Origin of the sequence: Thalassobius sp. MITS945101, assembly GCF_047123305.1 — a bacterium.
In the GTDB taxonomy this organism is placed as follows: domain Bacteria; phylum Pseudomonadota; class Alphaproteobacteria; order Rhodobacterales; family Rhodobacteraceae; genus Thalassobius.
In genome coordinates, this window is sequence record NZ_CP138918.1 from 2,873,975 (window position 1) to 2,890,738 (window position 16,764).

At 60.2% G+C, this 16,764-nt stretch carries 16 protein-coding genes and 1 tRNA gene; 4 read left to right on the forward strand and 13 right to left on the reverse strand.

Annotation, left to right across the window (positions count from 1 at the left end):
- Positions 1 to 26: 26 nt before the first annotated feature.
- The 6 genes from SIC14_RS14305 to SIC14_RS14330 all read right to left on the reverse strand — a co-directional run bounded on the left by SIC14_RS14305 (position 27) and on the right by SIC14_RS14330 (position 4,307).
- Positions 27 to 848, reverse strand: a complete 822-nt coding sequence (locus SIC14_RS14305; RefSeq protein ID WP_412562595.1) for a MerR family transcriptional regulator — start codon at positions 846 to 848, stop codon at positions 27 to 29.
- A gap of 6 nt (positions 849 to 854) precedes the next feature.
- Positions 855 to 1,163 carry an integration host factor subunit alpha gene (gene ihfA / locus SIC14_RS14310; protein WP_058317766.1) on the reverse strand — a complete coding sequence of 103 codons (309 nt, stop codon included), beginning with the start codon at positions 1,161 to 1,163 and terminating at the stop codon, positions 855 to 857.
- Between the two features lie 107 nt (positions 1,164 to 1,270).
- Positions 1,271 to 2,245, reverse strand: a complete 975-nt coding sequence (locus SIC14_RS14315) for a beta-ketoacyl-ACP synthase III (protein ID WP_412562596.1) — start codon at positions 2,243 to 2,245, stop codon at positions 1,271 to 1,273.
- Positions 2,242 to 3,348 carry a phosphate acyltransferase PlsX gene (plsX, locus tag SIC14_RS14320; protein WP_412562597.1) on the reverse strand — a complete coding sequence of 369 codons (1,107 nt, stop codon included), beginning with the start codon at positions 3,346 to 3,348 and terminating at the stop codon, positions 2,242 to 2,244. The genes SIC14_RS14315 and plsX overlap by 4 nt, the downstream gene beginning before the upstream one ends.
- Before the next feature lie 29 nt (positions 3,349 to 3,377).
- Positions 3,378 to 3,584 (reverse strand): 50S ribosomal protein L32, encoded by a 207-nt coding sequence (gene rpmF / locus SIC14_RS14325; RefSeq protein WP_058317763.1) that lies wholly within the window; start codon positions 3,582 to 3,584, stop codon positions 3,378 to 3,380.
- Between the two features lie 147 nt (positions 3,585 to 3,731).
- The gene (locus tag SIC14_RS14330; RefSeq protein WP_412562598.1) at positions 3,732 to 4,307 is read right to left on the reverse strand and encodes a YceD family protein; all 576 of its coding nucleotides are present in this window, start codon (positions 4,305 to 4,307) and stop codon (positions 3,732 to 3,734) included.
- Positions 4,308 to 4,394: 87 nt separating this feature from the next.
- Between SIC14_RS14330 and SIC14_RS14335 the strand changes: the two genes are divergently transcribed.
- The 3 genes from SIC14_RS14335 to SIC14_RS14345 all read left to right on the forward strand — a co-directional run bounded on the left by SIC14_RS14335 (position 4,395) and on the right by SIC14_RS14345 (position 7,683).
- Complete coding sequence (locus SIC14_RS14335) at positions 4,395 to 4,847, forward strand: outer membrane protein assembly factor BamE (RefSeq protein ID WP_412562599.1); 453 nt, start codon at positions 4,395 to 4,397, stop codon at positions 4,845 to 4,847.
- A 148-nt stretch (positions 4,848 to 4,995) separates the two neighbouring features.
- Positions 4,996 to 5,727, forward strand: coding sequence for a GNAT family N-acetyltransferase (locus SIC14_RS14340; RefSeq protein ID WP_412562600.1), 732 nt, complete (start codon positions 4,996 to 4,998; stop codon positions 5,725 to 5,727).
- Positions 5,728 to 5,868: 141 nt separating this feature from the next.
- The gene (locus SIC14_RS14345) at positions 5,869 to 7,683 is read left to right on the forward strand and encodes an ABC-F family ATP-binding cassette domain-containing protein (RefSeq protein ID WP_412562601.1); all 1,815 of its coding nucleotides are present in this window, start codon (positions 5,869 to 5,871) and stop codon (positions 7,681 to 7,683) included.
- A 91-nt stretch (positions 7,684 to 7,774) separates the two neighbouring features.
- On the opposite strand, the gene SIC14_RS14350 is transcribed toward SIC14_RS14345, so the two are convergent.
- From SIC14_RS14350 to speB, 7 genes are all read right to left on the reverse strand, one after another.
- On the reverse strand, positions 7,775 to 8,533 hold the full coding sequence (locus SIC14_RS14350; RefSeq protein WP_412562602.1) for a 3-hydroxyacyl-CoA dehydrogenase: 759 nt from the start codon (positions 8,531 to 8,533) through the stop codon (positions 7,775 to 7,777).
- A gap of 159 nt (positions 8,534 to 8,692) precedes the next feature.
- Positions 8,693 to 9,760: an AbrB family transcriptional regulator gene (locus tag SIC14_RS14355; RefSeq protein ID WP_412562603.1), complete on the reverse strand. Its 1,068-nt coding sequence runs from the start codon at positions 9,758 to 9,760 to the stop codon at positions 8,693 to 8,695.
- A gap of 150 nt (positions 9,761 to 9,910) precedes the next feature.
- Complete coding sequence (locus tag SIC14_RS14360) at positions 9,911 to 10,246, reverse strand: GNAT family N-acetyltransferase (RefSeq protein ID WP_412562604.1); 336 nt, start codon at positions 10,244 to 10,246, stop codon at positions 9,911 to 9,913.
- Positions 10,247 to 10,360: 114 nt separating this feature from the next.
- Positions 10,361 to 10,434, reverse strand: a tRNA-Gly gene (locus tag SIC14_RS14365).
- A gap of 36 nt (positions 10,435 to 10,470) precedes the next feature.
- Positions 10,471 to 11,691 (reverse strand): DUF2235 domain-containing protein, encoded by a 1,221-nt coding sequence (locus SIC14_RS14370; RefSeq protein WP_412562605.1) that lies wholly within the window; start codon positions 11,689 to 11,691, stop codon positions 10,471 to 10,473.
- An 81-nt stretch (positions 11,692 to 11,772) separates the two neighbouring features.
- Positions 11,773 to 13,821, reverse strand: coding sequence for an ASKHA domain-containing protein (locus tag SIC14_RS14375; RefSeq protein ID WP_412562606.1), 2,049 nt, complete (start codon positions 13,819 to 13,821; stop codon positions 11,773 to 11,775).
- A gap of 153 nt (positions 13,822 to 13,974) precedes the next feature.
- Positions 13,975 to 14,934, reverse strand: coding sequence for an agmatinase (speB, locus tag SIC14_RS14380; RefSeq protein ID WP_412562607.1), 960 nt, complete (start codon positions 14,932 to 14,934; stop codon positions 13,975 to 13,977).
- A gap of 291 nt (positions 14,935 to 15,225) precedes the next feature.
- Between speB and guaB the strand changes: the two genes are divergently transcribed.
- Complete coding sequence (guaB, locus tag SIC14_RS14385; RefSeq protein ID WP_412562608.1) at positions 15,226 to 16,674, forward strand: IMP dehydrogenase; 1,449 nt, start codon at positions 15,226 to 15,228, stop codon at positions 16,672 to 16,674.
- The last annotated feature ends 90 nt before the right edge of the window (positions 16,675 to 16,764 follow it).

Consider the following 16,764-nt stretch of genomic DNA (forward strand, 5'->3'; position numbering starts at 1 on the left):
ATTTTAAGTGCCAAGCTGGGCAGGCTTCAGAGCTTGCCTTTGAGGGTTTTCAGATGCGAGAGCAAACGGTTGCGGATGGCCAGCGCGTCATCGTGGCCGCCCTCTTTCAGCTGCGCGGTCTGTTCCAGCAGCGCGGTCAAATGACCGGGGAAGGGCGTGACGAGGATCTCATCAGGCACATCCACCTGTTCAACAGAGGCCGGGATGGCAACCGTGTCTGTCTGCTCACCGACCGCGGGCTCTTCGGCAGGGGCTGCGGGCGCATCAAAGGGTAGTGGCACATCATCCGGTTCCTCCACCGCAGCGTCAGCGGCGTCCGGGGCGGCGCGATAGATGTCGTCCAGTTCAGGCGCGACGGAATCGGCAACGTCAAACAGCATCGCCTGTTCAGGTTCTCTCTCGAACGCAGGCTTGTCGGAGGTACGGCGCTTGGCCTTGGGCTTCTCGGCTTCCGCCTCAGGGGAGGGGAAGGACAGCAACTGGCCCTGCGGTTCCTCCACAGCGTCCACGGGCGCCTCTGTCATCTCTGCTTCCACAGGAGTGGCAGAGATTTCGACAGTTTCCTCTTCGCCATCAAGGGGTTGCGACATAGCGGTCACGTGTTTCACGCCGTGTTCCCGCAGCAGTTTCTGCACCCCTTTGATGGTCATTCCGTCATCATGCAACAACGTCTTGATGCCGCCCAGAAGCAGCATGTCCTGGCGGCGATAGTATCGGCGGCCACCGGCCCGTTTGACCGGTTTGACTTGGGTGAACTTGCTTTCCCAGAAACGCAAAACGTGGGCCGGGCGGTCCAACCACTCGGCCACTTCGCTGATCGTTCTGAAGGCGTCTGGCGACTTCGCCATTGCCGCTTATCCTTTCTTGGCGTTCCCTGCAGCCACACGCTCTTTCATGAGGTGGGAGGGACGGAAGGTCAGGACACGGCGGGGGTTGATCGGAACCTCTTCCCCGGTTTTGGGGTTGCGGCCGACGCGGGCCGCCTTGTCGCGCACCGAAAAGGTGCCGAAAGAGGAGATCTTGACCTGTTGGCCATCCACCAGCGCGTCCGACATATGATTCAATACGCTCTCTACCAGCTGTGCCGAGTCATTTCGGGACAGGCCGACCTCGCGAAAGATGGCTTCGCTCAGGTCCATACGTGTCAGGGTCTTTTCACTCATTGCCGGGGTCTCCCTCGTTTTCTCAAACATGAGGGAAGGCAATTTCCGAGTCAATATCAATGGCTTGAGATTAGAGGCTCAGAAGGTGCAAAACCCTTGATTTCGCCTTACCAGCGCAGAACAACCGAACCCCAGGCCAGACCGCCGCCAATCGCTTCGGTCACCAAGAGGTCGCCGGGCTTGATCCGGCCCTCGGCGGCGCCCACAGAAAGCGCCAGAGGAATCGAAGCAGCAGAGGTGTTGCCGTGGTCCTGAACGGTGACAATCACGTTGTCCATCGACAGGCCCATCTTCTTGGCGGTGCCTTGAATAATGCGAATATTGGCCTGATGCGGCACAATCCAATCCACGTCTGCGTCACTCAGATCAGCCTTGGCCAGTGCCGCGCGCGCGGTCGAAGTCAGCTTCTCCACCGCCTGCCGGAACAGCGCATTGCCCTGCATCCGAAGTTTGCCCGAGGTGCCCGTTGTGGACACCCCGCCATCAACAAAGAGCATATCCTTGTAACGCCCGTCGGAATTCAGGTCTGCCGACAGAATGCCGCGATCGGAATTGTTCCCCGCACCGGTGTCAGCTTCCAGCACCAGTGCGCCGGCGCCATCGCCGAACAACACGCAGGTGGCGCGATCGGTCCAATCCATGATCCGGCTGAAGGTCTCGGCCCCGATCACCAGCACCTTTTGCGCCTGACCAGACACGATCAGTGCGTTGGCATTGGTCAGCGCATAGACAAAGCCGGCGCAAACTGCCTGCACGTCAAAGCCGAAACCACGGGTCATGCCCAGTTTCTGCTGCACCATTGTGGCCACAGAAGGGAAAGTCAGGTCGGGGGTAGAGGTTGCCAGCACAATCGCGTCGATATCGTCGGCTTGATAGCCCGCCGAATCAAGCGCGGCCTGTGCGGCCTTTACCGCCAGGTCCGATGTGGTTTCGCCCTCAGCTGCAAAATGGCGCCGCTCGATCCCAGAGCGGGTGCGAATCCATTCGTCCGTTGTGTCCAGTGTGGCTTCAAATTCGCTGTTGGGGACAACCCGCTCTGGCAGGTAATGTCCAACGCCTTTTACAACAGCCCGTATTGTCATTCTTTGTCACCGCTCTGGTCTCTTTCCTCTACGGCATTTTGGACCTGCTCGGTGGCAGATGCAACCCGAGCCGCGAGTTTGTGAGAGAAACCAGATTGGGACAATTGGAAGGCCAGTTTGACCGCCGCAGCGACACCCATTGCGTCGGCAGAACCGTGGGATTTCACCACTGTTCCGTTGAGGCCCAGAAACACACCGCCGTTGACACGCCGCGGATCGATCCGCTTTTTCAGACGCTGCAGCGACGTGTAGGCCAACACCGAGGCCAGACGGGACAGGGGCGAGAATTTAAAGGCTTCGCGCAGCAGGTTGCCGATCAGGCTGGCCGTACCTTCGCCGGTTTTCAGCGCGATGTTGCCGGTGAACCCGTCGGTGACAATCACGTCACAACGATCCCCCGGAATATCGCCGCCTTCTACAAAGCCGACAAACTCATAGCCTGCCAGCGGTGCTTGGGTGGCAATCAGGTCATGGGCAAGTTTCAGCTCAGCCCGACCTTTGTGTTCTTCTGTGCCCACATTCAGCAGGCCAATGCGTGGCTTTTGCAGGTCCAGACCATTGCGCGCGTAGGAGGCGCCCATCATGGCATATTGCAAAAGGTCACGTTCGTCGGCGCGGATATCGGCGCCAACATCCAGCATCACATTGAACCCTTGCGGGTTCGACGAGGGCCAGAGGATCGCGATGGCAGGACGGTTCACACCCGGCAGCTTGCGCAGGCGGATCATCGACAGCGCCATCAGCGCGCCTGTGTTGCCACAGGAGACACAGACATCGGCCTCTTTCGAGCGCACGGAGTCCAGCGCTGACCACATCGAGGTCTGTTTGCCGTGCCGCATCACCTGAGAGGGCTTGTCCTCCATGGTGACCACATCTTTGGCGTCGCGGATCTCAACGCGGCCTGAAAGCGCTTTCTTGCGCGCCACAAGCTTTTCCAGCTCGGTCTTGGGGCCGTGCAGAATAAAACCAATGTCGGGGTTCTTTTTGGCGGACAACGAAATACCGGCGACAACAGCCGCCGGTCCTCGATCGCCACCCATGGCGTCAACGGAGATCACGGTGCGTCCTGCACCCGCTTTGGAGGTATCCTGCAGAGCGGTCATAGCGGACGCTGGTCCCCGAGTTTACGCGCTTATGCTGCGTCTTCGTCCAGATCGACGTCGTCTGCCATAGCAACGACTTCACGATCGGCGTAGTGGCCGCAGGAGGCACATACGTGGTGGGGGCGCTTCAGCTCACCGCAGTTCGGGCACTCGTTCGGGTTTGCAGCGACCAGAGCGTCGTGTGCGCGGCGGTTGTTGCGGCGCGACTTGGATACTTTGTTCTGTTGGACAGCCATGTCACAACCTCAATTTCTGGGGCCGCGACGGCCCGGTTACATGTGGGTTCGTGGCACATAGTCGGAAGTTTCCGGCATGTCCAACCCTAAATTCGAATGAGCGCCGGAAAATACTGCGAAATACCCCCGGCGCAAGTGGTTTTTTCTTTATTCTCCGTCTTTCTTGCCCAACTGGTCGCGCAGGGCTGCCAAACCGGCAAAAGGTTTGGTGTCTTCATCGGTCATGGCGTCTTTGCCCGGCTCGGTGAAGTTGGTTTCATCAAGGGCTGCATCTTCTGCACGCGGGTAGAGTGGCAGGGCCAGCGACAAGGCTTCCAACATCACAGAGGCCGGGTCGATATGGCTGCCCAGCAGTTCCGTGTTGTCGTCCTCGGGCATCTCAATGCCGTCTTCATCCTCATCGGATTTCTTTGCCGAAGGGCCGAAATCCGGGATTTCGGCAACAAAGCGCCGTTCCACCGGTTCTTCGATCCGGGTGGTCACCGGCTCCAATGTCACCACGCAGGGCTGGGTCACGGTGGCGCCGAGTTGGGCGGTCAAACGCCAGTCGCGTTTGCCGTCAGCACTGATTTCGCCCTTGAAACGCAGCTTGCGCAGGCCTTGAATGCCCAGCTCACTGGCAATGGCGCGCAGGGTGACTTGTTCGGGAACCAGTTCAAAACGGGTTGCTTTTTTGGTCGGTAAATCGGCCACGCGCAGTGGCTGAGTGGGGAGATTGTTCATTTTTGGTGTGGTTCCTTTGCTTGAACCAAAGTCATTCCTTCTGTAAGCGAGATAAAAGGCGAATGAAGCCAAGGCAAGAGGGTGGAAATGGCAGGCAAGGTGAAGACCCTGGGACGCGTTGCAGCAACCGTGGCAATTTTGGCGGTGGCGGGCTGTTCGGCCAGCTATCGCAATCATGGCTATGTGCCGCCCGAAGAAGAGCTGTCTGGCATCATCGTGGGCCTCGATAGCCGCGACTCGGTTGCGGAAACTGTAGGGCCGCCCTCGACCTCTGGTGTGGCAAATGAAAGCGCCTATTACTATGTGCGCAGCCGGGTGAAACATTTTGCCTATCAGGCGCCCGAAGTCGTCGAGCGCGAAGTGGTGGCGATCAGCTTCGATTCACGTGGGATTGTCAGCAACGTCGAACGTTTCGGTCTGGAAGACGGTGAGGTTATCCCGCTGTCGCGCCGTGTCACTGGCAGTTCGGTGGCCGAAAAGGGCTTTATCCGTCAGCTGCTGGGCAACCTGGGCAACGTCAGCGCCGGCGATTTCCTCTGATCTGACCACTTTTCTGTTTGCAATGAATGTGTCACGCGGCTGTCACCTGCGCGACATCTGTTGCGTGAAGGCTCGCGCATGACTAGATTCTTCGGCAAGCCCCGAAGAACCTGGGCCCGATGGATATTGGGAAGCGGCGGAGCAGGCCATGTTGTCATTGAAAAAAGGGCGGTATCAAACCCGCCTGGCAGAAAGCGAAGCAGACATTCACGCAGCCCAGTCCCTGCGCCATCTGGCGTTTCATGGGGCAGAGGGGCGGGATGTTGACGGCTACGATGACCTTTGTGTGCATGTTCTGGTTGAAGAAAGCCGCAGCGGGCGTCTGGTCTGCTGTTTCAGGCTGCTGCCGTTTGAAAACGGTCAAGCCATTGGTCACAGTTATTCCGCGCAGTATTACGAGCTGTCCGCCTTGCAGGATTTCAACGGACCGATGGTGGAAATGGGCCGGTTCTGCATTCATCCCGAGGTGAACGATCCCGATATTTTGCGGGTGGCCTGGGGGGCGATGACCTCTTTTGTCGATGACCATGGGGTCGAGATGCTGTTTGGCTGCTCTTCTTTTCATGGCACCGATGAGCAGGCCTATCTGGACGCCTTCGCCATGCTGCGAGACCGTCACCTGGCACCGAAACGCTGGCTGCCGCGGGTGAAGGCGCCGCAGGTGTTCCGTTTTGCCCAAAAACTGCGCCGCAAACCCGACGCAAAACAAGCGATGCGCCACATGCCACCTTTGCTGCGGACCTATCTGATGATGGGCGGCTGGGTTAGCGATCATGCGGTGGTGGACCGGCATATGAACACGCTGCATGTGTTCACCGGGCTTGAAATCGCCGCCATTCCACCAGCGCGTAAAAAACTGCTGCGGGCGGTGGCGGGCTAGACGCTCCGTTTTGGGGCGCTGCCCCCTTGGCCTAGTGGCCAATTCCCCCGGGATATTTGCACCAAGAAGAATAGGCAGCGCGGCGTGACACGATTGACCTGTCTGCTTGACCTATATGGGCCGCTGACGTAGCAGCGGGGCATGGCACGTATACCTTTGCTCCAGCTGAACGAAATCTCGCTGACCTTTGGCGGCGATCCTGTTTTTCACGACCTTGCCCTGATGGTGCAGCCTGGTGACCGGGTGGCGCTGGTGGGGCGCAACGGGTCCGGCAAATCCACCCTGATGAAGGTGATGGCCGGTCTGGTGGAGGCCGACCAGGGGCTGCGCGTGGTGCCGCCGGGTGTGTCGGTCGGCTATATGGAGCAGGAGCCTGAAATGAAGGGCTTTGCCACTCTGGGAGATTTTGCCGCCTCGGAATTGGAACCGTCCGAGATGTACCGGGTGGAAATGGCCGGTGCGGGGCTGAAGTTTGACCCCGCACGGCCGGTTGAGACCGCTTCCGGCGGTGAACGGCGGCGCGCGGCGCTGGCGAAACTGATGGCGGAAGCGCCAGAGTTGATGTTGCTGGACGAGCCGACCAACCATCTGGATATCGAAGCCATTGCCTGGCTGGAAAATGAACTGGCCACCACGCGGGCGGGCTATGTGCTGATTTCACACGACCGGGCCTTTCTGCGGGCATTGACGCGGGCGACCCTGTGGATTGACCGTGGCCAGGTGCGGCGGCAGGAGAAGGGCTTTGAGGCCTTTGAAGCCTGGCGCGACAAGACCTGGGAAGAAGAGGACATTGCGCGCCACAAGATGGACCGCAAGATCAAGGCGGAGGCGCGGTGGGCGGTCGAGGGGATCTCGGCCCGGCGCAAGCGCAATCAGGGGCGTCTGCGGGCGCTGCATGCTCTGAAGGATGAACGCTCCAGTCAGATCAAACGGCAGGGGGCTGCGGCTCTAGAACTGTCGGCGGGTCCGAAATCCGGCCGTAAAGTGATTGAGGCCAAGGGCATCGCCAAGACCTATGGTGACAAGCCGATTCTCAAGAGTTTTGACATCAAGATCCAGCGAGGCGACCGCGTGGCCTTTGTGGGCCCCAACGGGGTGGGCAAAACCACGCTGTTGAAAATGCTGATGGGGCAGGAAACCCCGGATGCGGGCACGGTGGTGCATGGGACCAATCTGGTGCCGGCGATTTTCGATCAGAGCCGCGCCCAGCTGGACCCTGAGATGAGCCTTTGGGATAGCTTGACTAGCGATCCTGAAATGCGGGTTTCGGGCAAGGCCGATCAGGTCATGGTCCGTGGTCAGCCGAAACATGTGGTCGGCTATCTGAAAGAGTTCCTGTTTGATGAACGGCAGGCGCGGGCGCCGGTGCGTTCGCTTTCGGGTGGCGAAAAGGCGCGTTTGTTGCTGGCCAAACTGATGGCGCGGGAAAGCAACCTCTTGGTGCTGGATGAACCGACCAACGATCTGGACATTGAAACGCTGGATCTGCTGCAGGAGTTGCTGGATGACTTTGATGGCACGGTGATGCTGGTCAGCCACGATCGTGACTTCCTGGATCGGGTGGCCACCACCACAATCGCGATGGAAGGCAATGGGCGGGCCACGGTTTATGCCGGTGGTTGGAGCGATTACCAAACCCAAAAGGGCGAGGTGGCTGCGAGGGCGGATAAGGCCGCAGCAAAGCCGAAGAAAGACAGCAAGGTTGCAGCGAAAGAGGCGTCAAAACCCGTGGGTCTGTCCTTCACCGAAAAGCACCGGCTGGAGGAACTGCCCGCAGTGATCGAGCGGCTGGAAGCCGAGATTGCCAAGCTGGAAGAGTTCCTGATGGATCCGGAGCTTTTCACCAAGGAACCAGTGAAGTTCCAGAAAGCCACGGATGCTTTGGTGGAGCGTCAGGAGGCGCTTGGCAAGGCTGAGGAAGAGTGGATGGAGCTGGAAGAGAAGGCGGCGGGCTAAATCGCCGCTCCAGAAGTGATCGGTAGGGCAGGGATTTGCCCACAAAAAAGGCGGGCCTGAAGCCCGCCTTTGCCGTTTCAACTGAACCGGATCACATCATCCGCAAAGCGCCATCGATGCGGATGGTTTCGCCGTTCAGATAGCCACATTCCACAATGAACTTGGCCAGGCGGCCGTATTCGCGCGGATCGCCCAGACGTTTGGGGTTGGTGACCGAAGCCGCCAGGCTGTCCTGCGCCTCTTGCGGCAGGCCGGCCAGCATTGGCGTCATGAAGATGCCCGGTGCGATGGTCATCACCCGGATGCCATTGCGGGCCAGATCGCGGGCCAGGGGCAGGGTCAGGCCAACAACGCCGCCTTTGGAGCTGGCATAGGCAGCCTGTCCGCGCTGACCGTCAAAGGCCGCGATGGAGGCGGTGTTGATGATGACGCCACGGTTGCCGTCCTCCTCGGGCGTGTTGTCCTTCATGGCGTCGGCGGCAAGGCGGGCGATGTTGAAGGTGCCGGTGAGGTTCACGTCAATCACCTTGCGATAGCTTTCCAGACTGTGAATGCCATCGTCTTTCTTCAGGGTGGTTTCGGCAATGGCGATGCCAGCGCAGTTCACGGCGGCGTTGAGGCCACCCATGGCCTCTTTGGCCGCACTCAAGGCCGCCTGGACCGAGGCTTCATCGGTCACGTCGGTTTCGACAAAGGTGCCGCCCAGTTCCGCCGCGACCTGCGGGCCGCGGCTGGTGTCGCGGTCCAACAGGGTGACTTTGGCACCGGCTTCGGCAAACACACGTGCGGTGGCTTCGCCCAGGCCCGAGGCCCCGCCAGTGATCACGGCGCAGGTTTTGTTCATATCCATCAGAAACTCCTCCCTATCAGAGTGCGAAACAGATCGGCGCTCAGAAATGAACGCTTGTTCAGTAATGGGTCTACGCGGCAGGGCGTGCCCTGTCAAAGACAGGGTGACGTAAGGACGTCACGTTACGGAGGCTGTGGAAAGTCTGGAGGATGGCCAGGTTTAGGGCTTGGGATCGCGCAGACCCATCCAACGCGCTGCCAGCCCCATGCCGATCACCGTCAGGAAAATCCGGTAGACATGGTGCAATGTGACCAGGGCCGGATTGGCATTGAGGCTCAGCGCCACCAGCGCCATTTCAGTCACGCCACCGGGAGCGTAGGAAATCAGGAAGATGTCAAAAGGCAGCGCCACCATCTGCGCCACCACCAGCGCCAAGGCCAGCCCCAGGGCCAACATCGCCAGCACGGACAAGAGCGACAGCCAGCTGGCGCGCAGCATCGCCGAGCCCCGCAACCCGGTAAACCGCAACCCCAGAGACGCCCCGATCACCACCTGCGCCAGATTGATCAGCCACTGGGGCAGGGGCAGCGGCGCCAGCCCGCTGCCGGTGACAATTGCTGCCGCCAGCATCGGGCCGGTCAATTGTCCCGCAGGCAGCCGCAGCGCGCGGCCTAGAATATAGCCGGCAATCCCCACTGTCAGTGCAAGCGGGATCGCCTCCAGCCCCACGGCCTCTTTGGTGATCGAGGCCCCAGATGCGCTGCCCAGCGGCACGCCGTACCAGATCGACAGACCCAGCGGCAGAAGCGAGATGACAAAGATGATCCGCATGAACTGCAGCATCGTCAGCGCCTGCAAATCCGCGCCCGATTTTTCTCCCATCGCCAGCGATTCCAACAGCCCCCCGGGCGTCCCCGAGAAAAACGCGGTGGGCCGGTCATAGCCACCGATGCGGCGATAGATCTGATAGTTCATCGCATGGGCCGCGGCGGTGAACAGGGTCAGTGCCACGATCGAGGGCACCAGCCCCGGCAGTTGCCGCAGCACATCGCCGGTGACCTGAGACCCCACCATTACCCCAATCAGGGCCATGAAAACCGCCCTGACCGGCGTGGGGAAGCTATAGCCGTCGGGCAGGCGATGGGCCTGAAACATCGCAACTAGGCCCGAGGCAAACAGCGCGCCCAACATATAGGGCAGCGGCAGCGGGGTCAGCGACGCAAGAAACCCGCCGCTTCCGGACAGAAGGGTGAGGAATAGCGTGGCGGCCAGCATGCGCGGGGTCATGGGAATACGATCTCTGGATGTTCTCCCCTTCCTTTCACAGCTTGGCGGTAAGGACAAGCGCTGCGGCTGTGCTCTGGCACGCAGCGGCAGGTGTGATTGGGTATGGCGCTATCCGAAAATCGGATAGCAGGCGTGGCTTGGGAGTATGGCTTAGAACGATTTGTGCCAGCCCAATGCGGAAGCGGCAAAACCGTTGGCTTCCCAGAAATGCGCTGTTGCGGCGGGGGGTATGGCGCTTAGCACCTGCCAGCCGGCTTTTCGCGCCTGCGCCTCTGCTGCCGAAACAAGTGCCGAACCGATGCCACCACCCCGCAAGGCAGGGTCGACATCGATCAAACGGATCACCCCTTCGGCAGGTGCATTGAGCGCGGGTTCCAGGATCAACTGCCCCACCGGCAGGCCGTCACCATAGGCCAAAAGGGTTGTGCGATCGGTTTTAGTACCAGCATCGCTGCCCTGCTCAGCCGGACGGATTTCTAATTTCATCGTGCACCGCCCCCCTTGCTCTGCGGTGCAAATTCTCACCCCACGGCCCTGAGGTCAACGCGATACCGTAGAGGCCGCAATAGAGCAGGGATTTCAACTGATTGGCAGAGAAGTTGGAGCGGGTAGCGGGAATCGAACCCGCACCTTAAGCTTGGGAAGCTCGCATGATACCATTTCACCATACCCGCGCTCTGCCCCTGAGGTATCCAAGCGGGCAGGGAAGGTCAATACGTTCCGGTTGCCTTTTCTTGTTCCTTTTCCCTTTGCTGAAATCCCTGCAGATTGACGGGATCATAGTCTGTCAATGCATCGCGACGGCTGAACGCAGAGGGATGGATCTCAGCGCCCTTTGGAATGTAGCGCGGCTGGCCAAGAGGCAGGTAGTAGCCAAACAGACCTTTCTGATTAGGCCTGCGGCTGCGGCGGGTCAGACGTGGCAAAATTTCCAGCAGCAACCAGGGTTTTGGGAACCTCAGCTGGCTGTGCAGCTTCGCCGTTGCCTTGGGGGCTGAGATCTGCAGTTTCATCCGGCGGGTGACCTCATCCTCTTGGCCCATCACATAGCGCTGATAGTAGCGTTCGCGGAACTCCAACTTGTCCACCTCCAGTGCGTCCAACTCCTGCCGCATCCACTGCATGGTTACTTTTGCCAGGCCGGCCTCCGTCTCGGGCACGCTGCCGGCAACATCGGTATGGGTGCCGGGGAACCAGACCTGCTTCACATCCTGTGGCGGCGGATCGTTCTTTGTTTTGAACCGGTTGCCATAGTATGTTTGACCCTCTGTCCAGAACTGATGGCGGAAGAACCGGCGCGCCTCATCGATGGACAGCGCGTGGCGCACAGCCTTGACCGAGGGGTTTTCATCGACGCTGGAATGGGTGCCGAACTCCAGAAATGTGCCCCAGCGCAGCCGGATCCGGATCATTGAAGAGACGGTGTCCCAAAGTCCCAGAAAACGGATGGAAGGATGGCGCATGTGAAAAAACTGCTGCGAGATCCGCAAGGGGGCGTATTGTTCATTTGGCCCACCTTGCCGCAGCTTGCGCCAGGCTTTGAACACCGGGCCAATCAGGTGCAGCTCATGGGGGGCCACCAGCCCGAAGTCATTGATGAACCCAGCCAGCACACGGGCGGTGTAGGCGCCACGTGAATAGCCAAAGAAATAGAGCCGGTCGCCCTCCCGGTAATTCTGGCACAGGAAGCGGTAGGCATGCATGACATTTTCATGCAGTCCCAGCCCCGCGGCCAATCCAAGCGCCAGTTTGATTTTGCCAAAACTGCTGCGGGCAAAGGGGCGGGTAGAGAGCGTGCCAACCCCGGGTTCGTAATAGACCAGCTGGTTCTCATCATGTTTGAGGCATTTGTAGAGCCTCAGAATATTGCTTTCGTTCTTTTCGATCTCATTGCCGGTGCCATCAAAGCAGACAATCAATTTACGCGACATCTCACCCCCCCCGTTTTTCAAAATGACTGTTTGAAAATACTGGGGAGTATATGGGATTTCGCTGCAATTTCCAATTGTGTGCTAGCCGCGTCGCCGCCGTCTGCGCCGCCCGCCCTCGGCATTGTCGCCGCCACCGGTGTTGAAGCTCACCTCCGGCAGGGTCACAACCGCCGCCAGTTCGGGGAAGGGGTCCGAGGCATGCGGGATCGCATTGGCGGCAACAAAGTGATCCTGGAACTTTGGTTCCACAGCGGTCTCAATCTTGGTGATTTCACGCACCACCCGCTCAATCTCGGCGCGGGCAGAGATGTTGCATAGGGCGATCCGTGCGCCGGTGCCAGCGGCATTGCCAGCGGATTGTACCTTGTCCAGCGGCACATCGGGGATCATGCCCAGCACCATGGCGTGTTTGGGGCTGATATGGGCGCCAAAGGCCCCGGCCAGCACCACGTGGTCGACCTTGTCCACGCCTCGTTGGTCCATCAGCAGTCGCGCCCCGGCGTAAAGCGCGGATTTGGCCAGTTGGATAGCGCGGATATCACCCTGGGTCACAGTGATCACCGGTCCGCCATCGGCGGAGCCGTCCCAGATCACATAGGAATGGGTGCGCCCGTCGGGAATGCAGCGCGGCGTGCCTGTGGCCTCTGCCGATCCGATCAGACCGGAGGGGTCCAGCAGACCCGCGATGCGCATCTCCGCCACCGCCTCGATGATGCCAGAGCCACAGATGCCGGTGATGCCTGTGGCCGCCGCTGCTGCGGCAAACCCGTCCTCATCCGACCACTTCTCAAGGCCAATGATACGGAACCGTGGCTCTTTGCTGACCGGATCAATCTCGATCCGCTCAATCGCCCCCGGCGCCGCCCGCTGGCCCGAGGAGATCTGCGCCCCTTCAAAAGCCGGGCCGGTGGGGGAGGAACAGGCCAGAACGCCGTTTTTGTCGCCCAAAAGGATTTCGGCATTGGTGCCGACATCGACCATCAGGGCCAGATCCTCGGATTTATGTGGTGCTTCTGACAGCGCCACAGCGGCGGCATCTGCGCCGACATGGCCGGCAATGCAGGGCAGGGCATAGACCCGCGCCTGCGGTGCCATTGCGGTCAGGTCTAGTGCCGTGGCAGGCAGGGACAGCGCGTCGGAACTCGCCAGCGCAAAGGGCGCCTGGCCCAGTTCCACCGGATCGATGCCCATCAGCAAGTGGTGCATCACCGGGTTGCAGACGATCACAGCCTCCATTAGCCGTTCGGCGGGCACCTTGGCCTGTTTCAGCAGGTCGCTGACCAGACCGTTCAGCGCCTCGCGCACGGAACGGGTCATTTCCTGATCGCCGCCGGGGTTCATCATCGCGTAGCTGACGCGGCTCATCAGATCTTCGCCAAAGCGGATCTGCGGGTTCATCACCCCAGAGGACGCCAAGACCGTGCCGTCGCTCAGATCACACAGATGCGCCGCGATGGTGGTCGAACCAAGGTCAATCGCCAGACCATATAGCCCGCCTTCGGCAAGACCGGGCCAGACATCAAGGATCCGTGCCGGTCCCCCGCTGTGATCCTGATGCAGGGCCAGCGTGACCTGCCAGCCGCCCTTGCGCAGTGCAGGCTGCAGCTTGGTCAGGATCGGCAGTTTCGCCTCGACCTGATTAATTTGCCACTGGTCAGACAGGGCGGATTTCAGCCGCTCGAAATCGCCTGTGGGTGCGTGCATATCGGGCTCTTCCACTGCAACCATCACCAGACGTGTGGCGGGGTCCATCTCGATCACACGGCTGTCGGCGGCCTTGCGCACCACCTGTTTGTGGACCTGGCTTTCGGGCGGCACGTCAATCACCACGTCGCCTTCGACCTTGGCCTGGCAACCAAGGCGGCGGCCGTCGAGCAGGCCACGTTTGTCCTTGTAGCGCTGTTCAACTGCGTTCCATTCGGACAGGGCATCCTCAGAAACGGTGACACCGTGTTTGGGGAAGTCGCCGAAGCTGGGTGTAATCTGACATTTCGAACAGATGCCACGTCCCCCACAGACCGAGTCCAGATCGACCCCCAATTGCCGTGCCGCATCCAGAATGGGCGTGCCCTTGGCAAAATGTCCACGTTTGCCCGAAGGCGTGAAAATCACAAGAGGATCAGAGGTCATGGTGTGCCGGTCTTTGTTCGCGTGTTGCTAGGATAGCGGGCAGGGCGGCGATGGACAGCGCAAAGGCGGCATCTGCCGTTGCAACAACGTCATCGTGAAGGGGGGGAGAGGGACGGGCCAGGATGCGCCTCCCCAATCGCACGGCCCGTTGGCTCATCGAAATCCGCGATTGTGGAAGATAAACCCCAAGAGGTTCAGCAAGACCTGTGCGGCCAATATCTGGGTGCCACCAGAGGGATCATAATCCGGAGCCACTTCGACCAAATCGATGCCCACAATCTCATTGCGGCCCGCCACCTGTTGCAACAGCTCCAGCACCTCATAATAAAGAAACCCGCCGTGGCTTGGTGTGCCAGTGCCGGCAGCGATGGAGGGGCAGAACCCGTCAATGTCGATGGTGATATAGACCTTGGCCCCCTCGGGGATACGTGCTGCCGTCACCTCGGGCCCGAGATTGCGCATCTGGCGCACCGACAGGATGTCAGACCCCATTTCGCGCGCTGCCTCATAGCCCTCCTTCGCGGTGGAGGAAACATTGCGGATCCCCACCTGCGTCAGCCCGGAGACATAGGGTTTCTCTGCGGCGCGCCGCATTGGGTTGCCATGGCCAAAACGCACCCCGTGGCGTTCATCCACAAAATCCAGATGGGCGTCGATCTGCAGGATGTGGATGTCCCCCTGATCGTCAAAGGCGTTGATGCAGGGGATATTGACCGAATGGTCGCCGCCAATCACCACCGGCATAGCGCCGGCCTTCAGCGCGGTGCGCACAGCGGTTTCGATGTTGGCGTGGCTTTTCATCGTGTCCGTGTGCACAATGTCCGCATCCCCCATGTCCACAATCCGCACCGATCCGGGCAGGTATGTCGCCTCATCCTCATGGTCATAGGCCCCTGCATGGCCAAAGCTAAACAGGGTTGAGGCCTCGCGCACGGCACGGGGGCCAAAGCGCGCACCCGAACGCCACTGTGTGCCGGCATCAAACGGCGCGCCAATCACTGCAACGTCCGCCTCCAGCTTGTCCCAGTCGGGTTGGTACACCCGTTTGCCAAAGGTCGAGATCCCCACAAAGGGCAGATCCAACCGCCCGCTTTCATAGCCATGATCCGCCATGTCTGCCTCCCAATTGTCTTGATCGGGGCAGGGTGGCGAAAACGCGCAGCGGTGGCAAGCCACTGAACGACACGCGCGTGTCGCAGGGCGGCGTTTTCGACGACCCTCCTTCTGTGGCACCCGTCAAGGCTTGCCCGGCTGCCGTGGTCTCCATGCGCTCAGATGCTCTGTTACGACATTTCTTTGCAGTTGCAGCGAAAACTTCGCCCATGTCGCGTGCTGGGCCTTTCCACTTGGGGGGATCTGTGTCATAGGGTCACCGCCAAACGGGGTTATGCATGAGGACGGGTTATGCAGATTCGTGAGGCTCTCACATTTGACGATGTTTTGCTGGTGCCGGGGGCATCCAGCGTACTGCCAAACACGGCGGACACGCGCACGCAAGTGACGCGCGATATTGCCATGAACATTCCACTGTTGAGTTCAGCAATGGACACGGTGACCGAGGCTCGGATGGCCATTGCCATGGCGCAGGCCGGTGGCATGGGTGTGATCCACAAGAACCTGAACGTGGAACAGCAGGCACAGGAAGTGCGGCGGGTGAAACGCTTTGAATCCGGGATTGTCTACAACCCGGTGACACTGACCACCGATCAGACATTGGCCGATGCTAAGGCGCTGGTGGAGCGGTACAAATTCACCGGCTTCCCCGTGGTCGACAATGACGGGCGTGTGGTTGGTATCCTGACCAACCGGGACATGCGTTTCGCCAATTCTGACGATATGCCGGTGCGCGAAATGATGACCTCCAACGATCTGGCGATGCTGGCTGAACCGGCCGATCTGGAAGAGGCCCGCAGTCTGATGCGCGCCCGCCGGATCGAAAAGCTCTTGGTGCATGATGGTCAGGGCAAACTGACCGGCATGCTGACGCTTAAAGACAGCGAAATGGCCGTGCTGAACCCTGACGCTTGCAAAGATGATCTGGGCCGCCTGCGGGTGGCTGCCGCGTCCTCGGTTGGGGACAGCGGCTTTGCCCGCTCTGAGGCATTGATTGATGCCGGTGCGGATGTGGTTGTTGTCGACACGGCGCATGGCCATTCTGAAGGCGTGCTGGAGGCGGTGAAACGCATCAAGGCGCTCACCACCTCCGTTCAGGTCATTGCGGGCAACGTCGCCACGGCAGAGGCGACCAAAGCCCTGATCGATGCAGGCGCCGATGCGGTGAAAGTTGGCATTGGTCCGGGGTCGATCTGCACCACCCGCATGGTTGCGGGCGTGGGTGTACCGCAGCTGACGGCGATCAATGATTGCGCCACAGCCGCCGGTGATGTGCCGGTGATTGCAGACGGGGGCATCAAGTTCTCGGGCGATTTTGCCAAGGCAATCGCAGCCGGTGCCTCCTGCGCGATGGTTGGCTCGATGATCGCAGGTACCGATGAAAGCCCAGGCGAAGTGATCCTCTATCAGGGGCGCTCGTTCAAGTCCTACCGTGGCATGGGCTCGCTTGGGGCAATGGCACGCGGTTCGGCGGATCGCTATTTCCAGAAAGACGCGGCCAGCGACAAGCTGGTGCCGGAAGGCATTGAGGGGCAGGTGCCCTACAAAGGCCCCGCCGGCACCGTGATCCACCAGTTGGTGGGCGGTCTGCGAGCGGCCATGGGCTACACTGGCAACGGCACCGTTGATGAAATGCGCAAGAACTGCAACTTTGTGCGGATCACCGGCGCAGGGCTGAAAGAAAGCCACGTCCATGACGTGCAGATCACCCGTGAGGCGCCGAACTACCGTATCGGTTAATCTCGCGCTAAGATCTGTTAAGACGCGCCGCCCCTCGCGGCGCGTTTTCTATGTTAAACGGCCCCTTTGGCCCCTTGGAAAGATCCGATC

What these genes read in the sequence shown, in the direction of transcription:
- SIC14_RS14305 (WP_412562595.1), bottom strand. Translation starts at nt 848, where the DNA reads ATGGCGAAGTCGCCAGACGCCTTCAGAACGATCAGCGAAGTGGCCGAG.
- ihfA (WP_058317766.1), bottom strand. Translation starts at nt 1,163, where the DNA reads ATGAGTGAAAAGACCCTGACACGTATGGACCTGAGCGAAGCCATCTTT.
- SIC14_RS14315 (WP_412562596.1), bottom strand. Translation starts at nt 2,245, where the DNA reads ATGACAATACGGGCTGTTGTAAAAGGCGTTGGACATTACCTGCCAGAG.
- plsX (WP_412562597.1), bottom strand. Translation starts at nt 3,348, where the DNA reads ATGACCGCTCTGCAGGATACCTCCAAAGCGGGTGCAGGACGCACCGTG.
- rpmF (WP_058317763.1), bottom strand. Translation starts at nt 3,584, where the DNA reads ATGGCTGTCCAACAGAACAAAGTATCCAAGTCGCGCCGCAACAACCGC.
- SIC14_RS14330 (WP_412562598.1), bottom strand. Translation starts at nt 4,307, where the DNA reads ATGAACAATCTCCCCACTCAGCCACTGCGCGTGGCCGATTTACCGACC.
- SIC14_RS14335 (WP_412562599.1), top strand. Translation starts at nt 4,395, where the DNA reads ATGGCAGGCAAGGTGAAGACCCTGGGACGCGTTGCAGCAACCGTGGCA.
- SIC14_RS14340 (WP_412562600.1), top strand. Translation starts at nt 4,996, where the DNA reads ATGTTGTCATTGAAAAAAGGGCGGTATCAAACCCGCCTGGCAGAAAGC.
- SIC14_RS14345 (WP_412562601.1), top strand. Translation starts at nt 5,869, where the DNA reads ATGGCACGTATACCTTTGCTCCAGCTGAACGAAATCTCGCTGACCTTT.
- SIC14_RS14350 (WP_412562602.1), bottom strand. Translation starts at nt 8,533, where the DNA reads ATGGATATGAACAAAACCTGCGCCGTGATCACTGGCGGGGCCTCGGGC.
- SIC14_RS14355 (WP_412562603.1), bottom strand. Translation starts at nt 9,760, where the DNA reads ATGACCCCGCGCATGCTGGCCGCCACGCTATTCCTCACCCTTCTGTCC.
- SIC14_RS14360 (WP_412562604.1), bottom strand. Translation starts at nt 10,246, where the DNA reads ATGAAATTAGAAATCCGTCCGGCTGAGCAGGGCAGCGATGCTGGTACT.
- SIC14_RS14370 (WP_412562605.1), bottom strand. Translation starts at nt 11,691, where the DNA reads ATGTCGCGTAAATTGATTGTCTGCTTTGATGGCACCGGCAATGAGATC.
- SIC14_RS14375 (WP_412562606.1), bottom strand. Translation starts at nt 13,821, where the DNA reads ATGACCTCTGATCCTCTTGTGATTTTCACGCCTTCGGGCAAACGTGGA.
- speB (WP_412562607.1), bottom strand. Translation starts at nt 14,934, where the DNA reads ATGGCGGATCATGGCTATGAAAGCGGGCGGTTGGATCTGCCCTTTGTG.
- guaB (WP_412562608.1), top strand. Translation starts at nt 15,226, where the DNA reads ATGCAGATTCGTGAGGCTCTCACATTTGACGATGTTTTGCTGGTGCCG.